This window comes from Buttiauxella noackiae ATCC 51607 (genome assembly GCF_001654865.1).
GTDB classification, from domain to species: domain Bacteria; phylum Pseudomonadota; class Gammaproteobacteria; order Enterobacterales; family Enterobacteriaceae; genus Buttiauxella; species Buttiauxella noackiae.
This window is the reverse complement of sequence record NZ_LXEO01000049.1, coordinates 124,367-144,108: the sequence shown is the minus strand read 5'-3', so window position 1 is coordinate 144,108 and position 19,742 is coordinate 124,367. Positions and strand designations below refer to the sequence as shown.

The window sequence follows — 19,742 nt, the reverse complement described above, 5'->3', positions numbered from 1 at the left end:
CAGAATGCTCAATACCTGTTAATTATTGAATAACAGAAAAGATTTTAACTTACAGATAATGAATGATGATGCCAAAAATAAAAAATAGCCGCTGGGCTCTCGTTTTTTGCGTTCTGTTATTGAGCGCTTGCACTACACCAGAGCAACAACCGCAATATGCGCAAGTCGCACAACAGCCTGTTGTTGAGGGTGATGTGATGATTGAAACTTGTCGGCAGGAAGCTGCATATCGTTATAACACCCGCGAGCAACAGATTAGCGTTGTCGATTTTAAGCAGTACCAGGGTAGTTATGAGATTCAAGGCAGCACTGTTCGCCGGGAAGGGTTTACCTGCTCATTCGACGAAAGTGGTCAATTCTTACACCTTTCGACGACATAAAGCCGCAACACAAGGCAAACGCACGTGGATTGAGGCTGTATATCTTGCACTCAACAGGTATACTGGCCGCTTCCCTTTTTAACCCTCTCGAACGCGTGCGAAATCAACATGCAAAAGTTTGATACCAAGACCTTTCAAGGCCTGATCCTGACTTTACAGGACTACTGGGCGCGCCAGGGCTGCACCATTGTTCAACCTTTGGACATGGAAGTCGGCGCCGGCACCTCTCACCCAATGACCTGCCTACGGGCTTTAGGGCCAGAGCCGATGGCGACTGCATATGTGCAGCCATCTCGCCGTCCTACCGATGGCCGTTACGGTGAAAACCCGAACCGCTTACAGCACTACTATCAGTTCCAGGTGGTGATCAAGCCTTCTCCTGACAACATTCAGGAGCTGTACCTTGGGTCGCTTAAAGAGCTGGGTATGGACCCAACTATTCATGACATTCGCTTCGTAGAAGACAACTGGGAAAACCCAACGCTGGGTGCCTGGGGTCTGGGCTGGGAAGTGTGGCTCAACGGGATGGAAGTCACTCAGTTCACTTACTTCCAGCAAGTTGGTGGCCTGGAGTGCAAACCGGTTACCGGTGAAATCACCTACGGTTTAGAGCGCCTGGCTATGTACATCCAGGGCGTAGACAGCGTTTACGATCTGGTCTGGAGCGACGGCCCGCTGGGTAAAACCACTTATGGCGACGTGTTCCACCAGAACGAAGTTGAGCAATCAACTTACAACTTCGAACACGCCGATGTGGACTTCCTGTTCTCCTGCTTCGAGCAGTATGAGAAAGAAGCGCAGCACCTGCTGGCGCTGGAAAACCCACTGCCGTTGCCTGCTTACGAACGCATTCTGAAAGCTGCGCACAGCTTTAACCTGCTTGATGCCCGTAAGGCCATCTCGGTTACCGAGCGCCAGCGCTACATTCTGCGTATTCGTACTCTGACGAAAGCCGTGGCCGAAGCCTATTACGCTTCTCGTGAAGCGCTTGGCTTCCCGATGTGCAATAAGAACAAATAAGAGGCTGCCATGTCTGAAAAAACTTTCCTGGTGGAGATTGGCACTGAAGAGCTGCCACCAAAAGCCCTGCGCAGCCTGGCGGAATCCTTTGCTGCAAACGTTACTGCGGAACTGGATGCGGCGAACCTCGCTCACGGCGAAGTAAAATGGTTTGCAGCGCCACGCCGTCTGGCACTGAAAATTTCTAATCTGGCGGAATCTCAGCCTGACCGTGAAGTTGAAAAACGTGGCCCGGCTATCTCTGCGGCATTTGATGCAGAAGGCAAACCAAGCAAAGCAGCTGAAGGCTGGGCTCGTGGTTGTGGCATCACCGTTGATCAAGCTGAACGTCTGGCGACCGACAAAGGCGAATGGTTGCTGTACCGTGCGCACGTTAAAGGCGAAAGCGCGCAAGCCCTTCTGCCTGCAATGATTGCCACCGCGCTGACCAAATTGCCGATTCCAAAACTGATGCGTTGGGGCGATAACAACACCCAATTCGTGCGTCCGGTTCACACTGTGACCCTGTTGTTGGGCGACGAAGTTATTCCTGCAACAATCCTGGGCATTGCCTCCGATCGTGTTATTCGTGGTCACCGTTTTATGGGCGAGCCGGAATTCACCATCGACAATGCCGATCAGTACCCAGAAATCCTGCTTGAACGTGGCAAAGTTATTGCCGACTACGAGCAGCGTAAAGCGGTTATCAAAGCAGGCGCTGAAGAAGCGGCGCGCAAAATTGGCGGTAACGCTGATTTGAGCGAAAGCCTGCTGGAAGAAGTAACTTCTCTGGTGGAATGGCCGGTTGTTTTGACCGCGAAATTCGAAGAGAAATTCCTTGCCGTTCCTGCGGAAGCGCTGGTTCACACCATGAAAGGTGACCAGAAGTACTTCCCGGTTTACGCAAACGACGGTAAATTGCTGCCGAACTTTATCTTTGTTGCCAACATCGAATCGAAAGACCCGATTCAGATTATCTCTGGTAACGAGAAAGTTGTGCGTCCACGCCTGGCAGATGCCGAGTTCTTCTTCAACAGCGACCGTAAAAAGCGTCTCGAAGACAATTTGCCGCGTCTGGAAACCGTGCTGTTCCAACAACAGCTCGGTACGCTGCGCGACAAAACTAACCGTATTGAAGCGCTTTCTGGCTGGATCGCGGGTCAAATTGGCGCTGATGTAAACCACGCAACTCGCGCCGGTTTGCTGTCTAAATGCGACCTGATGACCAACATGGTGTTCGAGTTCACCGACACTCAGGGCGTGATGGGCATGCACTATGCGCGTCACGACGGCGAAGCAGAGGATGTAGCTGTTGCGCTTAACGAGCAGTACCAGCCGCGCTTTGCGGGTGATGAACTGCCGTCTAACCTGGTGGCTTGCGCCGTGGCTATCGCCGATAAAATGGATACCCTCGCGGGCATCTTCGGCATTGGTCAGCACCCGAAAGGCGACAAAGACCCGTTTGCTCTGCGCCGTGCAGCGCTCGGTGTTCTGCGTATTATCGTTGAGAAAAACCTGCCTCTGGATCTGCAAACTCTGACCGAAGAGGCCGTGCGCCTTTACGGCGATAAGCTGACTAACCAGAAGGTTGTCGACGAAGTCATCGACTTTATGCTGGGCCGTTTCCGCGCCTGGTATCAGGAAGAAGGCCACAGCGTGGATACCATCCAGGCCGTGTTGGCTCGTCGTCCAACCAAACCAGCAGATTTCGATGCACGTATGAAAGCGGTGTCCCACTTCCGTACGCTTGAATCTTCATCTGCACTAGCAGCTGCGAATAAGCGTGTTTCCAACATTCTGGCGAAGTCAGACGAGACGCTGAACGACCACGTTCACGCATCCGTTTTGAAAGAAGCCGAAGAGATTCGCCTCGCGACTAACCTGGTTGTGCTGCGCGACAAACTGGAACCATTCTTCGCTGAAGGTCGTTACCAGGAAGCACTGGAAGAATTAGCCAACCTGCGCGAGCCGGTTGATGCGTTCTTCGACAAAGTGATGGTGAATGCAGAAGACAAAGATCTGCGTATCAACCGCCTGACGCTGCTGTCCAAACTGCGTGAACTGTTCTTGAAGGTTGCAGATATCTCTCTGCTTCAGTAAATACTTAGTAGTAGGGTGGATAAGCAACTGCTTTATCCACCCAGTTATGTCGGATGACGCTGCGCTTATCCGACCTACTAAAGAGAGTTGTCAGCAGTTTAAAACTCGCCCAGGCGCAATGCCATTCGTTTAAGCATTTGATATAACGAAATGCTTAACGGGAGAACAGGTGAAGCCCAGAATTGGGCTTCACCTTATATTGGAAATACTTTCTCTATCTCGAATATTAGGTCAACGGCGTTATCTATGCCGGGGGCTTTTTGCTGTGTGAAAAATCTGAAAATAACACGCTACATTGTCCATATATTTTCTGTGGGTTAGTCTTGCGAGAGTGACTAACAGGAGATAACTCTGTATGACTGCATCTGATTATTTGCGGCTGAAATATACAAGTGACAGACATTTAGCTATGACCACGCAAAACGCGATCGGTGGAGTCATGCAATCCGCACGTGGTGTTGAATCTGATATATATTCAGGAATCGAGAGGGTAAGCTGGTATTCATCATGCTTTATTCCTAAATACAACGATATATGTCAGGAGCTAAAAGCGGAAGAGATCCGAACGGCTTATTCTATCGCTTCTATATTCAGGTACCGCGATGTTATTGCCTATATGCTGTATTTGTATTTTAAAATGCTTAGTGACGACATTAAGGAGGGCAACGAGGAAGGATCGGCGCGCAAGTTTATAAGGGACGTGTCATGGCTGGTGGCGCAGTTCAGGGTTACCGGCCTCACCCGGTACGTCTTAGCGGAGTCTGCAGCCGCAGCGCTGGCACACTCGGATTTCTTATCAAAAATCGTTGTTGAACGGGTATCGGCAGGGGTGCCAAGAGCCGTGTTTGGTCTGCAATTTTTTGGCATGGAGCAAAAATCCGCGCTTGCTGCACGGCATCTAAAAGCGATTCAACCGGATTATTACTGGATTCTCTATCAGGCCAGGCTTGAGATGCTTTATTACTTTGTTGAACCGCTGCTTGCCGGAATGATTAAAAAAGTAAGGGAAACGGCATTTGAGAACATGGATGAGTTGACCGATTTCATAAGGGATAATTACGGTGTTTAAATTTGAGATCATTGTTTTTATTGATGCCGTATTATTCCCAGCGCTAGTAGTTGGTTTCGGTGTCTTATGGGCACATTTATTTCCTGAATATTACGTACCACTTACTTTCATCACGTTTATTATTTTACTTTGGTTATTTCCTGAATATGGAAGAAAAAAGAAAACCAAGTCTAAAAATAAATACAAAAACAAATAAAAGGAATTTATTTATATGTCTAACCCGGCTTATCTCTGGTTAACGGACGAAAATGGATCGCCTATGGTGGGTGGTTCACTTGTTGTTGGTCGCCTGGGTGCTATTGAGATGAAATCGCTGACTCATAACGTCAACATCCCTACCGACCACAACACAGGGCGACTGACGGGTACGCGTATTCATGCACCTATCCAGTTTCAAAAGGAATTTGATAGGGTAACACCGCTGTTGTACCGGGCATTGACCAAGGGCGACATACTCAAATCAGGCACGATAAAAATGTACAACATCAATGAAGCGGGTATGGAACGGGAATATTTCAATATCATTCTTGAGAATGTGAAAATTACTTCAATCACGCCCGATCTGTATCCCGGCGCATCTACCGGCACGCACCTGGAAACAGTACTGGTGCACTACGAGAAGATCACCTGGAAGTACTGCGACGGGAATATCATCTATACCGACCAGTGGAATAGTCGCGCCACATATTAACCCCCGCGCTTTAGGTAATACGGTTCACTTATGTCAATGAATTAGAAAAAACACCGGGATTGGGTTCCTGAAGGGATGCCAAACCCGGTGGTCGCCCCGCACATCTCGCTCTTAAACTAACGGCGTTAACGCTTTGCGGGGTTTTTTATGACTCAGCGAACCACGAGCACTGAGCATTTTGCATGGCGAACCACTGCGGCAGCGTTTGAGCCAAGAAGATAGGTAGACATGCTAGGGCGGTGGGAGGCCAGAATAATCACATCGGCGTCAATGTCATCGGCTAACTGGAGGATATGATCTTTCGGCGAACCGCTCAGAACGTGCTTTTTAATCCGATCTTCAGGCAGGTTAAATTTAGCCACTATTTCGCTCAGCGATTCCATGGCGGCGGCCTCCCTCTCTTTGGCATCTGGTGCAATCGAAGTATAGCCCAGGCCGTAAGCGGCAAAATAGGTATAGTCAGGGATGACGGCCAGGAAGTGGATCGTGGCATCGTCTTGCTTTGCATACCCTTCTACATGGGGGATAACCTGCTGTGTCAGTTCTGTTTCGGAAATATCGATAGGAACCAGGATTTTCTTAGACATACAACCTCCTTTTGCTTTACGTGTTAATAACCCTCTCTAAGTTATGGTTTAGAATTGCGATTTCGGGAGTGATGTAGATCAGGTTTCGCCAAATTGCCGCTTCGTTTCATACTATTTACGTAGCATTCAGAAACGACAAACCCCGCTCTGGCGGGGTTTTGGTTAACAATGTTGGGACAAGGCAATCAGGGTACAAAGTACAAAATTATTCCATCAACTGCTTACTGATTGTTGGATTCGCCTGCATTAAGCGCATCAACTTCAGTTCGGTATTGGAGGGTCTGAGTCGTTTTGATTCCCACTCCTGTACCATTGCAACACTCACACCCATTGCGCGGGCGAAATCATCAATCTTAAGTCCGGTACTTTTTCTCAATTGTTCAAATTCAGAAAATGCATTGGGCTTGTCATTAAGCGCCATCGTTTGCTGTTTATCTTTAAAAACAATCTGCTCAAGGTTGCTCAGTAGCTCAAACATTGGATCTTTATATTCCATCGATAACTCCTCATAAATCACACATTGACCTCGTGAACGGTAAGAAGCCTATTAAGAGTAGTTGGAAAAAAAGCGTACCGATGGTTTTCAGGCTAACTATTTTCTTGCGGTATCAGGCTTATGCGTTTCAGCAAAAAAACTAAGCGGCATAACGAATTGAAAAGTCTGTGATGAGTGAGGTTGAGTATAAATTTGTAAATGATTATGCATTTTACGCAAAACGGCGGGACTGGCCCGCCGTGCTTATCGATTTTTCCATCATGCTTTTTGCGTAACTTTATCCAGCTCGTGGTTATTGGCGCGGTTTTCAGCCAGGGTACGCTGGCCAGCCCAGGATTTCACCATCAGCGCGGTGGCAGAAAGCACTGCCGGAATCGCCAGTAACATGAAGATAGTTTTGAACGACAATTCAGCCTGCATCAGGAATGCGCCACTAAACGCGCCAAGGATTCCGCCGAAACGCCCAAGCCCCAACATCCAGGCCACACCGGTTGCACGACCTTGTGTTGGATAGAACCCGGCGGCTAGCGCAGGCATTGAAGATTGTGCGCCATTCATAATGGTGCCTGCGATAAACACCATCACGCCCATTAATACCAGGCTTGAAGTAGAGAACCCTACCAGGCAGACGAACAGACCCGTCAGTAAATAACCCACTGCGACCACTTTGTTTGGGTTCAGCTTGTCCATCAGTGCGCCAATAATCAGAACCCCAATGCCTCCGCCCAGCGGGAATAGTGCGGTGATAATTGACGCCTGGCTAAGGGTTGCACCTGTTTCCCGAATCAGCAGCGGCAACCAACTGGTCAGGAGATAGAAAATCAGCAGACCCATGAAATAGGTCAGGCAGAGCATTAAGGTTCCCACCAGATATCTTGGTGAGAAAATCACGCCCAGCGCGGTTTTGTCTTTGAGATGGCCACCGACTTCGTTCAGTACAAAACGCAGGTTTTCGCCAGATGGCAGCGGTGCGATGCGCTTCAAAATGGCGGAGATATCTTTCTGCGGTTTGTTTTTCACGACCAGATAACGTGCTGATTCCGGCAGCCAAATCATCAGCACAACCGAAAGAATCAGGGGCATCACGCCGCCCAGCACCAGTACACTCTGCCAGCCGTAATGTGGGATCATCCATGCGGAGACAAAACCGCCCATTGAAGAACCAATCGGGAAGCCGACAAACATCAGGTTCACCAGCAGGGCGCGTTTACGCTCTGGTGCATATTCTGACATCAGCGTTGCCGCGTTAGGCATTGCCGCACCCAGACCAAGCCCGGTGAGGAAACGCAGTAAAGCGAGGGATGTCAGGCTGGTCGCAAAGGCAGTTAGCAGGCTAAAACCACCGAATACCAGAATCGATAACACCAACACCTTTTTGCGACCAATACGGTCAGCCATTGGTCCGGCAGTTAAAGCACCGACTGCCAGCCCGACCAGAGCGGCACTCATCACCGGCCCAAGATCAGATTTCTGCACGCCCCATTCCTGTACTAAGTCTGAGGCGATAAATCCAATAATTGCGGTATCAAAACCGTCCAACGCCACCGTAATAAAACAGAGAATGAGGATCATCCACTGATATCTGGAAAAGCGGTTGTTATTTATAAATGCCTGAATATCTGTCGTTGTTGTCTTTGTCATAAGGCACGTCCTGAAGGATGCTGAGGTGTTCGATTATCGAACAATAATTCGTTAATCGTTCGTTAAATCAAACCACTCAGGAGGCTATTGGGCAATCATTCGGCAGGTGTTTGTGTGCGATTATCGTACTGTCAGGGATGGAAATACTGGTGCTTGTGAAATAACACATTAAATATGAGTAGGTTAAATGAATATCTTTGCTGTGCGGATTTGTGAGTGAGTTAACAACTGAGCAACATATAAAATTGGCGGGTCGTCAGCGCAACCCACCTTATAAAAAGTGAAAATCAGGCCGCTGTCTCAATCACCATTAGCAACTGCCCGGCGTGGACCTGATGCCCTTGTTGGCGCTGGAAGGTACGGATAACGCCATCCACGGGTGAAGTAATGGGGATCTCCATCTTCATGGACTCCAGAATACCAATGGTTTGCCCAGCGCTAACCTGCTCGCCAGGTTCAACCAACCATTGCCATACACTCCCGGCGACCTGGCTTTCAACGCCGCAACAGGAATCAGGGATGTACTCTTCATTAGAAGGGGCTTCATCCAGCGCACTGTCAAAGGTGAATTGCCCTTCAGCACGCCAGCGAGCCAGTTCCTCATCAAAAGCATGTTGGCGTTGCTGCTGGAAGGTATCGATGGTTTCTGCTTCTTGCTCAAGCAGTTGCTGATAATCATCGAGGCAAAATTCCTCTTCTTCAATGCGCAGCGGGTAGTCGCCCCACGGGAAATGTTCACGTATTTCCAGTAGCTCTTCAGCACTCACCTCATAGAAACGAATCTGGTCGAAGAAGCGCAGTAGCCACGGTTTGGTGAATACATCTGTTTGGCGATCGCGGTTCCACATTTGCAATGTGCGTCCGATAAACTGGTATCCGCCAGGCCCTTCCATGCCATAAACGCACATGTAAGCCCCCCCAATGCCCACGGAGTTTTCCGCAGTCCATGTACGCGCCGGATTGTATTTGGTGGTGACCAGGCGGTGGCGAGGATCAAGCGGTGTTGCCACTGGCGCGCCGAGATAAACATCCCCCAGACCCATCACTAAGTAACGGGCATCAAAGACAATTTTTTTGACCTCATCAACTGAATCTAGGCCATTGATACGGCGGATAAATTCGATATTGCTCGGACACCATGGGGCGCCCGGACGAACCGATTGGGTATAACGTGTTATTGCTTCACGACAGGCGGAATCATCCCAGCTCAGTGGGAGCCAGACGGTACGCGACGGGACTTTGGCGTTTTGTAGATCGCCAAGATCTTTATCGGCTGCAACTATCGTATCTAGCAGCTGCTGGCGAGGGCAAAGATAGTTATCGAAATGAATTTGTAGTGAGCGAATACCGGGGGTTAGTTCAAGGCGTCCTGCTTGCGGATAGGCTTCCAGGTGCTGCATTAGCGCGTGGACGCGAAAACGCAGGGCAATATCCAGCATCTGCTCGCCGTATTCCACCAGTAAAAAGCGATCGCCAGCAGCGCGGATAGTAACGGAAGGCATGCCGTTGTTGGCGTGATCGTGATAGAGGATTGGAGAGGTCATTTGGTTTTCCACACCATCCAGACTCACCGCCACAAACTCAATCGTGTCCCCGGCTTTAAGCTGCCCGAGTTTCCACAAATCATCGCTAATCACTGTTGCCGGGCAAACAAAGCCACCAAGCGACGGGCCGTCCGGCCCTAAGATCACTGGCATATCACCGGTAAAATCCACCGTGCCAAAGGCGTAAGCGTTGTCGTGGATATTCGATGGGTGCATTCCCGCTTCGCCACCGTCGCTACGCGCCCAGGTCGGTTTGGGGCCAATCAGGCGAATACCGGTGCGGCTGGAGTTGTAATGCACCTGCCAACGCGCTGCAAAAAATTCCTTAATATCCTGCTCGGTGAAGAACTCCGGTGCGCCATGTGGGCCGTAGATCACGCGTATCTGCCAGCTATGACTGAGTTGCGGGTAATCCTGCTCGGTTAATACTGCTGCTGGGCGATGCTGCGCTGCTGCCAGGTGCAACACATCGCCAGCACGTAGAGCGCGCCCTGCATGCCCGCCAAACTTGCCCAGCGTAAAAGTACTGCGGCTGCCAAGATATTGCGGGCAGTTCAGCCCACCCGCCAGCAGCAAATAACTCCGGCAACCCGCGCCAGTAATATCGCCCAGGGTTAAGGTTTGCCCTGCGTTAGCATTGATAACCACGCCTGTTGATACCTTTTCGTCATCGAGCTTTGCGGCAATTTCGGCACCAGTCAGCACGAAAGCGCATGGCTGATTAAAGCGAAGTGTCGGGCCGCGCAATGTAATTTCCAGCCCTGCGGCCTGCGCAACGTTGCCCAGTAGCTTATTGCCTACCGCAAAGGCGCGGTTGTCGAACGGGCCGGAAGGCGGCACACCGACGTGCCAGTAACCGCTACGGCCTGGTGCATCCTGAATAGTGGTCATGGTGCCGCCGGTAATGACATCCAGCGTTGCAGGTTGCCAGTTCACCTGGCCAAGCGTGGCCGTGATGACGCGTCCTTCTTGTACTTCTGGCAAAGTCAGTAAATATCGCAGCCATTTTAGGTTGGTTTCGATGCCATATAGCGACGTTTGCTGCAAGGCGTTTGATAACGATAACAGCGCCTGCTCGCGCGAATCAGCGTGAACAATTACTTTTGCCAGCATCGGGTCGTAAAAAGGCGAGACTTCACAGCCACTCGCCAGCCAGTGATCGACACGAAGCACAGCGCCGTCTATGACCTGTGGGAATATCACTTCGCTTAACAGTCCGGCCACCGGTTGGAAGTTTTTCGCCGGGTCTTCGGCATACACGCGCACCTGAATTGCATGGCCGTGCGGCGTAGTGCGCAAGGTTTCTAACACAGGCAGTTCATTTGCACCCAATGCCACCATCCAGCTCACGATATCCACGCCGTAAACCATCTCGGTCACGCCATGTTCAACCTGCAAACGGGTGTTCACTTCCAGGAACCAGAACTGCTCGCTGATATCGTCATAAACGTATTCAACCGTTCCGGCACTGCGATAATTCACCGCCTTGCAAAGCTCGACTGCCGTGCGGTGCAAGGCGCTGCGGGTTGCATCAGACAGGCGCGGAGCAGGGGTTTCTTCAATGACTTTTTGGTTGCGGCGCTGCGCTGAACAATCGCGTTCGCCAAGTGCGATAACGTTGCCCGCACCGTCGCCAAAAACCTGCACTTCTATATGACGTGCGTGGGCTATAAATTTCTCTAAAAAGACCCCATCGTCGGAGAAATTATTACCTGCGAGGCGCTTTACGCGGGTAAACGCCTCTTTCAATGCTGATGCGTTATCACAGCACTGCATGCCAATCCCACCGCCGCCCGCAGTGCTTTTCAGCATCACCGGGTAGCCGATACGCTCGGCTTCCGCTAAGGCAACATCGAGCGAAGTTAGCAGGCCGCTGCCAGAAAGCAGCGGAACATGATTCTGTTCAGCCAGTTCACGGGCGCGATGCTTGAGGCCAAAGGCTGCCATCTGTTCAACGGTTGGGCCAAGGAACACGATATTTTCTGCATCGCAACGCTCAACGAAGCTTGCGTTTTCACTCAGGAAACCGTAGCCCGGATGCACCGCTTCAGCGCCACTTTCTCTGAGGATCGCAAACAATTTGTCCTGGTTGAGATAAGTTTCGCGCACGTTACCGTCGCCTAATGAGAAGGCGATATCAGCCTGGCGCACGTGTTGGGAGTGTTTATCGGCTTCGGCATAGACCGCAATCGCGGTGATGCCCATTTGCTTCAGGGTACGGATGATACGCACCGCAATTGCGCCACGGTTGGCAATCAAGACTCGTTTAAACATAGCCGTTTCTCAGACTCGCAGGTCGTCCTGCTTTCAATTCGGGCGCTGGAGTGCGGGCCGTCCCGCGGCGCTAAAAGTGTTACCAGACGGCGACTTCAATCGGCGTTGGGTTGTAACCGTTGCAAGGGTTGTTGAGTTGCGGGCAGTTGGAGATCATTACCAGAACGTTCATTTTCGCCACCAGCTCGACATATTTCCCCGGTGCTGAAATTCCATCGGCAAACTGCAACCCGCCTTCTTTAGTGACCGGCACGTTCATAAAGAAATTGATGTTGTGCGTGATATCGCGGCGCGTCAGGCCATATTCCGGGTGCTGCGCTACGGCAAGTAGCCAGCTATCGCGGCAGGCGTGCATATGGCGCTTTTCGAGCGAGTAGCGCACGGTGTTGCTCTCGGTGGCGCAGGCCCCGCCGAGGGTATCGTGGCGTCCACAGGTATCAGCTACAATTTCCAGCATTGGGCGGTCTTCACTGGAGCGCAACACGCTGCCGCTGGTGAGGAAAACGTTGCGCTGGCCGCGCAGCGTATCCGTCACGCTGTAGCGTTCGGCGGTGTCGTCAGCGTTATAAAACAAGGTATCTGCCGCCTGGTTGCCCTCCAGATCGGTGATACGCATCGTCTGGCCTTCTTGCAGACGATAAACCCAATAATCTCCGGCGTTTACCGTGGCTCGCAGCGAGGCGTTTTCTGTGTGGCGTGGGCTTTCAGTCAGCATCCGCAGGCTCCTTCAGTCAGAATGTAGAGTTCGTTGTTATGCAGGCCACGGCAGTTTTCTTCACGTTGCAGGCAGATTTCTGGCAGCGGCCGGCGGGTGGAGTCCAGTTGAATACCCAGCGCCTGGCGCGGGTATGCAGCGGCAGTCTTCAACGGGTGTGGGCAGGTGTGCAGAACCACTAAGGTATCCATCGCAAAACGCAGCGTGACGGATGTACCCGCAAGGCCCTGTTGTTCAAGTTTTAAATCGCCTTCAGCGCTTGCGGTGACTTTGGCAAAGAAGTTAACGTTCGCGGCCATATCGCGTTTGCCAAGGCCGTATTTCGCCAGTTCAACCAGAAAGCTGTCGTAGCCGTTTTGATGGCGCTCGTTACGCGCATGTTGGTAATCCAGTGCGCCAAATTGCTCCGCGATTTGTGCGGCGTTGCTGCTGCCGCAGACGGTTTCATGCCAACCAAAACTGTCTTGTTCGATGCCACAGAAAATGCGGCCCATATCGGAATAGAGGCAGTGTCCGGCGGTTAAGCGGAAAGTGTGCTGGCATTTCAGGGTGTCCGGCGCGTTATAACGCTCCAGCAGGTTTTCCGGGTTGTAAAACAGTGCGGCAGCGTTCACGCCGCCGTTAATGTCGGTGAGTGTTAAAGCTGTGCCCCTGCGCATAATCAGCGACCAATGGCTGCCTGCGGGAAGTGTGGTTTGATAGGTCATGTAGGCTCCTTATTTCAGGCGACTTTACGTTCAGGTTCGGCATCCACCGGGCTGGCGGGTTTTTTATCAAGCGGGATATCGTAGGTAATGCTTGCGCCCCAACGGTCTGGTGCTTGCGGGTCGTGGCGCACTTTGTCGAACACCCACAGCCTTGAACCGAGTGAAAAACCTTCTTTCAGATCGTGTGTAATCATGAAAATGGTCAGGCGGTGGCGCTCCCACAAGTCGCTAATCAGCAGGTGCATTTCGTTACGGATGCCGGGGTCAAGCGCGCCAAAAGGCTCATCAAGCAGCAGAATGCGCGGCTGTTTCATCAGTGCCTGAGCCAGCGCCAGGCGCTGCTGCATGCCACCTGAAAGCTGGTGCGGATATTTGTTTTGCGCAGGCAATAAGCCGACCTGGTCGAGCATCGCGCGGGCGCGTTCACGAATTTCCCGGCGCTTTTTGCCCCACACGCGACCCAGCCAGCGGGCGGTGCTGAACTCTTCTGCCAGCATCACATTGCCAATCACCGTCAGGTGCGGAAACACCGAGTAGCGTTGGAAAACCACACCACGCTGCGCATCCGGTTCTTGTGAGATAGGTTTGCCATCCAGCAAAAACTCCCCTTTGGTGGCCGATTCAGTACCGAGCAGCATCTTCAGAAAAGTGGTTTTACCGCAGCCTGAAGCCCCGACTATCGAGACAAACTCGCCCTCTTCAACGGTGACATTTAGCCGTTCCAGCACCACCTGGTCGCCATAGTGCTTTTCGATATTTTTCAGTTCGAGCAACGCCATAGCGCCTCCTTATTTTGCGTAGTACCACGGGAAGCAGCGGCGGTTGATCACGCGCAGCAGCAGGTCAAGGGTGAAAGCCAGTAACGTAATCCACGCCACGTACGGCAAAATCACATCCATCGCCATATAACGGCGCATCAGGAAGATGCGGTAACCCAGTCCTTCGGTGGCGGCAATCGCTTCGGCGGCAATCAGGAACAACCAGGCGGAACACAGCGACAAACGCACGGCGTCAATCAGACGCGGCAAAAGCTGAGGCAACACCACGCGCCAGAGGATTTGCGCACTATGGCCGCCAAGCGTCTGGGCTTTCACCATTTGTTCGTGGGGAATCGCCTGCACCTGGAGCTGCAAATCGCGCACGATAAACGGTGTAATGCCGATGACAATCAGCACCACTTTTGAGACCTCTCCCAGACCAAAGGTGATGAAAAGTATCGGTAAAATCGCCAGCGGTGGGATTAGCGCAATTAAGGTAATCAGCGGTGAAAGCACTGAACGCACAACCGGCAGCGCCCCGCAAAACAGGCCAAAAACCAATGCCAGAAAAGCACTAAGCCCCACGCCGACCAGCAGGCGAAGCAGGCTTGCGGCACTGTCTGTCCAGAACAGATATTCCCCGGTACGCGGGCTTGGCGTGAATGCCATGCGGTCGATGGCCGCCCACATCGCATCAAATCCCGGCAGCAGTTTGTCGTAACTGTTTGCCGCAAGACGTGCATCAGATGCCACCAGATAGAAGAAGATCATCGCAACCAGCGGTAGGGCGCCCATCAGCACACGAGTCATTGGCTGGGGTTGGTAGTTAATAATTTTGCGCATTGGGCACCTCCGGTTTAGAGCGCGTTGCTTACGACGAGGCGAAGGAACTCATCAGTGAAGCGCAGTTTGGTGTTGTTGGTGTCACCCCAATTCCCGGCAGGTGTCGCAACGCCTACCACGTCGGCTGATGGCGCGGCGTCACCTAATAAGCCGTGTTTAAAGGAGAACTCTGCAACCAACTGCATCGTGGCTTTCAGTTGTGGGCTGTCGGTAAAATCGAGTGCGAGTTTCGGGTCGCTGAAAAGATGTGTGGCAGCAAGCTGGGCATCGAACCCCGCTAAATCTGTGCCTGCGGCCTGGCCCATTTGCGTGCGGGCGGTTTTGGCGGTTTCCGATTCCCCCTGCATCACTTTCAGCGTTTCAAACCATGCGCCAGTGAGTGCTTTGCCTAATTCCGGGTGCGCTTTCAGGGTTTCAGTGTTGACCACCAACAGATCGAGAATTTCGCCGGGGATTTGTGCGGAAGAGAAAAGTAATTTGGCATCAGGTTGTTTTTGCGCTTCGGCCAACAGCGGGTTCCAGGTGACGATGGATTTCACCTCCGGTGTAGTGAACGCAGCCACAAGATCCGCATCGGCGGTATTCACCACTTTCACATCACGTTCGCTCAGGCCGGACTTTTCAAGGGCGCGGGCCAGTAAATAGTGGGAAACCGAAAGCTCGACCAGGTTAACGGGCTGGCCTTTTAATTCGGCAATAGATTTTGCGGATTTAGAGAGAATGCCGTCGTTACCGTTGGAGTAGTCGCCAATAATCAGCGCGGTGCTATCTACGCCGCCTGCGGCAGGAATGGTCAGTGCGTCCATGTTGGTCATGGTGCAACCGTCAAATCCTCCTGCGGTGTATTGATTCACTGATTCGATATAGTCGTTAACCTGCACGAACTTAATATCGATGCCGTATTTATCGGCCCATTTTTTAACGATGCCGCTTTGCTGGGCGTAATCCCATGGCATCCAGCCTGCATAGATAGACCAGCAGAGTTTAAAGGTGGGTTTGGCGGCAAAGGAGCTGACGCTAAACAGCGCGAGTGCGGCAAACAAGATTCCACGGTGGCAAGCTTTAAGCATGGTGGTTCCTCTGACGGTTGCGGAAAAAGGTGCAGGAGGGCGGCGCTCAATGGTCGCTTATCCTCCCGGGCTTTTGTCCCGCCGTGTAACCGCCAGAGGGCGGTCGATCACTCTCGGACCAGCATCTTTCGACCGGAACCCTAGTGATCCATTACCAAATTGTATGGCGACATTGGTTGCCCGTATCACCCCTGCATCCAGATATCAGCAAGATGAATGCCAGGTATGAAAAATAGATGATTTATCTATTTATTACAGAGGATTAACGTACGTTTAGGGGAGTGGGCAGTTGAAGGGAAATGTACCAATAAGGTGCACAGTGGCGTTTGAAAATGCACCATTTCAGCGCAAATATGCCTGAAAGAGATTGTTGTGAAAGGGTATCTTGCAAAGTCAGGTTGGACTATCCTTAGCAGCATTATTGGGTGCGCATTTGCGTATTTGCATTGAATGGTGAAGGAGTAGAAAAGATGGCGACAGGTAAGTCCTGGTCACGCTGGTTTGCGCCGCTTGCGGCAATTTTAATGGTGGTAAGTCTGAGTGGCTGTTTTGATAAAGAAGGCGATCAACGTAAAGCGTTTATCGATTTCTTACAAAACACAGTTATGCGCAGCGGTGAACGCCTGCCGACGCTGACAACCGATCAGAAAAAGCAATTCGGTCCACTGGTTTCTGATTACGCAATTTTGTATGGCTTTGCCCAACAGGTAAACCAGGCAATGGATGACGGCATGAAGCCAGTCGCTGATAGCGTAAACAGCATTCGTGTACCACAAGATTATATGACTCAGCGCGAACCTCTGAGCCAGGCGAACGGTTCACTGAACGTGTTGGGCCAACAGGTGCAGAATGCCAAAATGCAGGCAGACAGCGCTCGCTCCACCTTAAAGCAGCCTGACGATTTGAAAGTTGTTTACGACAAGGTTTATCAGAAAGTGGTTACTGCTCCGGCAGACGCTATGGCTCCACTGATCCCTGCGGCGCAAACTTTCACAGCGCAACTGGTGCAAGTGGGTAACTTCATTCAGCAGCAGGGCACTCAAGTTGGCTTTACTGCTGGTGGCATTCAGTTCCCAACTTCACAGCAGGCAAGCCAGTACAACTCGCTGATTGCTCCGCTGGCCTCTCAGCATCAGGCGTTTATGCAGGCGTATTCTGCTGCTCAAGCTTCAATGCAGTAATGGCTGTTCTCCCCGTCGAAAGGCGGGGGATTTTCCCTCCCCAGTCCTCTCTCTTATCTTAACGCGCGTACAAATTTGTCATAAATTTGATATCGCCTGACGCTGTTCATAAACTCACCATTACTTGCCTGTTATGAGGAGTTCTCATGCCTGACACAATGTCCCAAAAGACCGCCCGGGAAGGGTTAAGCAACCCCGAACTTTTTGAAGGTGGCATTTCCGCCACGAAAAATGGTGTTGCAGAACCCTTCGTTCAGACCGCAGCAGAGCGCCAGATAGAAGAGGCTGAACGCTTACGTGAACGCCAGAGTAATGCACTGTTAAAACTCGTTATGAAGGCAAAACAAGAAGTTGCAGAGGGAAAAACTGTCTCACCTGAGGTTGCACTGCAACGTTTACGCGCATCCAGAAAATAAACAAGCAGTGCGAAGTGAAGGAACACACCATTACGCTCACCGAAACTGCGGCGATAGGCCTCCAGGATACTGAGTTTTTTAAGTCACAATTCATCGGCGTGAATGCTGCGGCAACCTTCATTGAATCGCTGTTTTTATGACGACAGTAACCATGCTCAAATCAATATTTTACTCTACGCAAGCATGAAGGAAGACTTTGAATCGGCGCTCTATCGTCACAATGTTATTTACTGAATTTGCAGCCAGGCCGCGGCTGGCTTGAGCTCTAGCCCTGCGGACGGCTAAAATAAACCTTGCCATTCACATGCTGAATATGTGTTAATACGTCCATCGGTTTGAAGCACAGACCCTTAAGCAGTTTAGTAGCGCAGTCCTCAAAGAGTTATCATAGATACCCTTCGACGTGATCTACCTTCCTTTATCGCTTTAAAAAATCTGTAAAACATTCCAATTGCGCCGGAAGGCAAATTTAATTTAAAAGGTAATATCTATGTCTAACAAAATGACTGGTCTCGTAAAATGGTTCAACTCTGACAAAGGCTTCGGCTTCATCACTCCTGACGATGGCTCAAAAGACGTGTTCGTACACTTCTCTGCTATCCAGATCGATGGCTACAAGTCTCTGGACGAAGGCCAGAAAGTCTCTTTCACCATCGAAAGTGGTGCTAAAGGCCCAGCTGCTGGTAACGTAACTAACCTGTAAGGTTAACGTTAGCAAAGCTAAGAATTTTAAAACCCGCCTCGGCGGGTTTTTTCGTTTCTGGGGTTTATTTCCCAAACAATCTCCGGGAATTATCTTCGATCTTCCCTAGTAGACGCCGTTTCTGCATGGTTCGTGTCCAGCTTACGGATAGCCCCGCCGCAGAAAGTAAGCGGTGATACTGCTCATCATCAAATGGCATATGCCATGCTGTCGCAATTGCTTCAGCAACTGTCACATCACTCACGCGAGAAACGAGCTCAAGTGGTGATTCCGTCGATACATTTCCCGCCATGACAACCCGATAAAGCCAGCCGCAATAACCCGTTTCCTGCATCAAAGACGACATATCGCTAATGCCAAAATGATAGTTCAGTTTGAAGCACGGTGAACGCGGCTGCGTGACCTGAATCAGCGCTTCACCCCAACGAAAAATATCGCCGATATAGACATTTTTTTCCGTCAGCCCTTCGGTTGATAAGTTTTCACCATAGGCAGGAGCGGTAAAAAGCTCAGCTTGTTCGGGGAATTCACGCGCCCAGTGAAGATAATGTTCACGCGGGTAGTGGCATAACGCGCGATCCGGCCCGCCATGAATGACTTTTTCAGCCTGCTGATCGCCTTCAAGGCCCAGTTCGGTGAGTTTAAGTTCACCATCGACCTGACATTTGGCGATAGCACTCGGCCGACTACCCTGATATTCACGAATTTTGCCGATATAAACGTTTAGCGAATAGTGCATCTGAACCTCCCTGCAACAGACATAAAAAAAGCGAGCCATCAGGCTCGCCTCTCGTCAGCTGCAATGCAACTTATTTTTTAGCGGCAAAACGTGCTGCTGCTTCGTCCCAGTTCACTACATCCCAGAATGCTTTGATGTAGTCAGGGCGACGGTTTTGGAATTTCAGGTAGTAAGCGTGTTCCCACACATCCAGACCCACGATTGGGAAACCGGAAACGCCAGAAACAGCTTCGCCCATCAGTGGGCTGTCCTGGTTTGCGGTAGAAACCACAGCCAGTTTGTCGCCTTTCAGAACCAGCCACGCCCAGCCTGAACCAAAGCGAGTTGCAGCTGCTTTCTCAAATTCTGCTTTGAAGTTGTCAACGCTACCGAAGTCACGCTCGATGGCAGCTTTCAGGTCACCTTGCAGGGTGGTGCCAGTTTTCAGGCCTTTCCAGAAGAAGCTGTGGTTTGCGTGGCCGCCTGCGTTGTTACGCAGAACGGTTTTTTTGTCTGCTGGCAGTTGATCCAGTTTAGCGATCAGCTCTTCAACAGGCAGGCTTGCGAACTCTGGCAGAGACTCCAGCGCTGCATTCGCGTTATTTACGTACGCCTGGTGGTGTTTGCTGTGATGGATTTCCATCGTTTGTTTGTCGAAATGTGGTTCCAGGGCGTCGTATGCGTAAGGCAGGGATGGCAGTGTATAACTCATATTCATCATCTCCATTTATACCCGTTACCCTTCAAGCTGCAGTTACGTTGGCTGCGTTCACTCATCCGAATCACTAAGTTTACCTGGCTCATCGGGATTCGTTCACTTGCCGCCTTCCTGTCGCTCATAGGTCACAGG

At 51.1% G+C, this 19,742-nt stretch carries 20 protein-coding genes and 1 riboswitch; of the genes, 9 read left to right on the top strand and 11 right to left on the bottom strand.

The features are described from left to right. Positions 1 to 68 precede the first annotated feature (68 nt). The 6 genes from M979_RS16390 to M979_RS16365 all read left to right on the top strand — a co-directional run bounded on the left by M979_RS16390 (position 69) and on the right by M979_RS16365 (position 5,239). Positions 69 to 380, top strand: a complete 312-nt coding sequence (locus M979_RS16390) for a YsaB family lipoprotein (protein ID WP_064555650.1) — start codon at positions 69 to 71, stop codon at positions 378 to 380. A 108-nt stretch (positions 381 to 488) separates the two neighbouring features. After that, positions 489 to 1,400 carry a glycine--tRNA ligase subunit alpha gene (gene glyQ, locus M979_RS16385; protein ID WP_034460421.1) on the top strand — a complete coding sequence of 304 codons (912 nt, stop codon included), beginning with the start codon at positions 489 to 491 and terminating at the stop codon, positions 1,398 to 1,400. Positions 1,401 to 1,409: 9 nt separating this feature from the next. Further along, the gene (gene glyS, locus M979_RS16380) at positions 1,410 to 3,479 is read left to right on the top strand and encodes a glycine--tRNA ligase subunit beta (RefSeq protein ID WP_064555649.1); all 2,070 of its coding nucleotides are present in this window, start codon (positions 1,410 to 1,412) and stop codon (positions 3,477 to 3,479) included. Between the two features lie 355 nt (positions 3,480 to 3,834). Next, positions 3,835 to 4,548, top strand: a complete 714-nt coding sequence (locus tag M979_RS16375; protein ID WP_064555647.1) for a hypothetical protein — start codon at positions 3,835 to 3,837, stop codon at positions 4,546 to 4,548. After that, positions 4,541 to 4,744, top strand: coding sequence for a hypothetical protein (locus tag M979_RS16370; RefSeq protein ID WP_064555646.1), 204 nt, complete (start codon positions 4,541 to 4,543; stop codon positions 4,742 to 4,744). The genes M979_RS16375 and M979_RS16370 overlap by 8 nt, the downstream gene beginning before the upstream one ends. 15 nt (positions 4,745 to 4,759) lie before the next feature. Next, complete coding sequence (locus M979_RS16365) at positions 4,760 to 5,239, top strand: Hcp family type VI secretion system effector (protein WP_064555644.1); 480 nt, start codon at positions 4,760 to 4,762, stop codon at positions 5,237 to 5,239. A 152-nt stretch (positions 5,240 to 5,391) separates the two neighbouring features. Here the strand turns inward: M979_RS16365 and uspF are convergent, their stop codons facing one another. From uspF to M979_RS16320, 9 genes are all read right to left on the bottom strand, one after another. Then, positions 5,392 to 5,826, bottom strand: a complete 435-nt coding sequence (gene uspF / locus M979_RS16360; protein WP_064555642.1) for a universal stress protein UspF — start codon at positions 5,824 to 5,826, stop codon at positions 5,392 to 5,394. A 205-nt stretch (positions 5,827 to 6,031) separates the two neighbouring features. Next, positions 6,032 to 6,322, bottom strand: a complete 291-nt coding sequence (locus M979_RS16355) for an HTH-type transcriptional regulator (protein ID WP_034460413.1) — start codon at positions 6,320 to 6,322, stop codon at positions 6,032 to 6,034. A gap of 258 nt (positions 6,323 to 6,580) precedes the next feature. Then, on the bottom strand, positions 6,581 to 7,963 hold the full coding sequence (locus tag M979_RS16350; protein ID WP_064555640.1) for an MFS transporter: 1,383 nt from the start codon (positions 7,961 to 7,963) through the stop codon (positions 6,581 to 6,583). A gap of 287 nt (positions 7,964 to 8,250) precedes the next feature. Then, the gene (locus M979_RS16345) at positions 8,251 to 11,781 is read right to left on the bottom strand and encodes a 5-oxoprolinase/urea amidolyase family protein (RefSeq protein WP_064555638.1); all 3,531 of its coding nucleotides are present in this window, start codon (positions 11,779 to 11,781) and stop codon (positions 8,251 to 8,253) included. A gap of 79 nt (positions 11,782 to 11,860) precedes the next feature. Next, the gene (locus tag M979_RS16340) at positions 11,861 to 12,496 is read right to left on the bottom strand and encodes an urea amidolyase associated protein UAAP2 (RefSeq protein ID WP_064555636.1); all 636 of its coding nucleotides are present in this window, start codon (positions 12,494 to 12,496) and stop codon (positions 11,861 to 11,863) included. Continuing rightward, a complete protein-coding gene (locus M979_RS16335; RefSeq protein WP_064555634.1) occupies positions 12,490 to 13,203 on the bottom strand; it encodes an urea amidolyase associated protein UAAP1 in 714 nt (237 codons plus the stop codon). The genes M979_RS16340 and M979_RS16335 overlap by 7 nt, the downstream gene beginning before the upstream one ends. A gap of 14 nt (positions 13,204 to 13,217) precedes the next feature. After that, positions 13,218 to 13,982 (bottom strand): ATP-binding cassette domain-containing protein, encoded by a 765-nt coding sequence (locus M979_RS16330; RefSeq protein WP_034460402.1) that lies wholly within the window; start codon positions 13,980 to 13,982, stop codon positions 13,218 to 13,220. Positions 13,983 to 13,991: 9 nt separating this feature from the next. Then, a complete protein-coding gene (locus M979_RS16325; RefSeq protein ID WP_034460401.1) occupies positions 13,992 to 14,804 on the bottom strand; it encodes an ABC transporter permease in 813 nt (270 codons plus the stop codon). A 14-nt stretch (positions 14,805 to 14,818) separates the two neighbouring features. After that, positions 14,819 to 15,874: a putative urea ABC transporter substrate-binding protein gene (locus M979_RS16320; protein ID WP_064555632.1), complete on the bottom strand. Its 1,056-nt coding sequence runs from the start codon at positions 15,872 to 15,874 to the stop codon at positions 14,819 to 14,821. Positions 15,875 to 15,934: 60 nt separating this feature from the next. Then, positions 15,935 to 16,029: riboswitch (guanidine-I (ykkC/yxkD leader) on the bottom strand. Positions 16,030 to 16,344: 315 nt separating this feature from the next. Between M979_RS16320 and M979_RS16315 the strand changes: the two genes are divergently transcribed. From M979_RS16315 to cspE, 3 genes are all read left to right on the top strand, one after another. Continuing rightward, a complete protein-coding gene (locus tag M979_RS16315; protein ID WP_034460399.1) occupies positions 16,345 to 17,055 on the top strand; it encodes a DUF3053 domain-containing protein in 711 nt (236 codons plus the stop codon). 146 nt (positions 17,056 to 17,201) lie between these two features. Continuing rightward, entirely contained in the window at positions 17,202 to 17,471 is a 270-nt protein-coding gene (locus M979_RS16310) for a hypothetical protein (protein WP_064555630.1), read from the top strand. Between the two features lie 490 nt (positions 17,472 to 17,961). Then, positions 17,962 to 18,174, top strand: coding sequence for a transcription antiterminator/RNA stability regulator CspE (gene cspE / locus M979_RS16305; protein ID WP_034460397.1), 213 nt, complete (start codon positions 17,962 to 17,964; stop codon positions 18,172 to 18,174). Positions 18,175 to 18,238: 64 nt separating this feature from the next. Here cspE and yiiM read toward each other — a convergent pair whose 3' ends face one another. Together yiiM and sodA are read right to left on the bottom strand one after the other, a co-directional pair. Beyond that, complete coding sequence (gene yiiM, locus M979_RS16300; RefSeq protein ID WP_064555628.1) at positions 18,239 to 18,913, bottom strand: 6-hydroxyaminopurine reductase; 675 nt, start codon at positions 18,911 to 18,913, stop codon at positions 18,239 to 18,241. A gap of 70 nt (positions 18,914 to 18,983) precedes the next feature. After that, on the bottom strand, positions 18,984 to 19,604 hold the full coding sequence (sodA, locus tag M979_RS16295; RefSeq protein WP_034460735.1) for a superoxide dismutase [Mn]: 621 nt from the start codon (positions 19,602 to 19,604) through the stop codon (positions 18,984 to 18,986). Between the last annotated feature and the right edge of the window lie 138 nt (positions 19,605 to 19,742).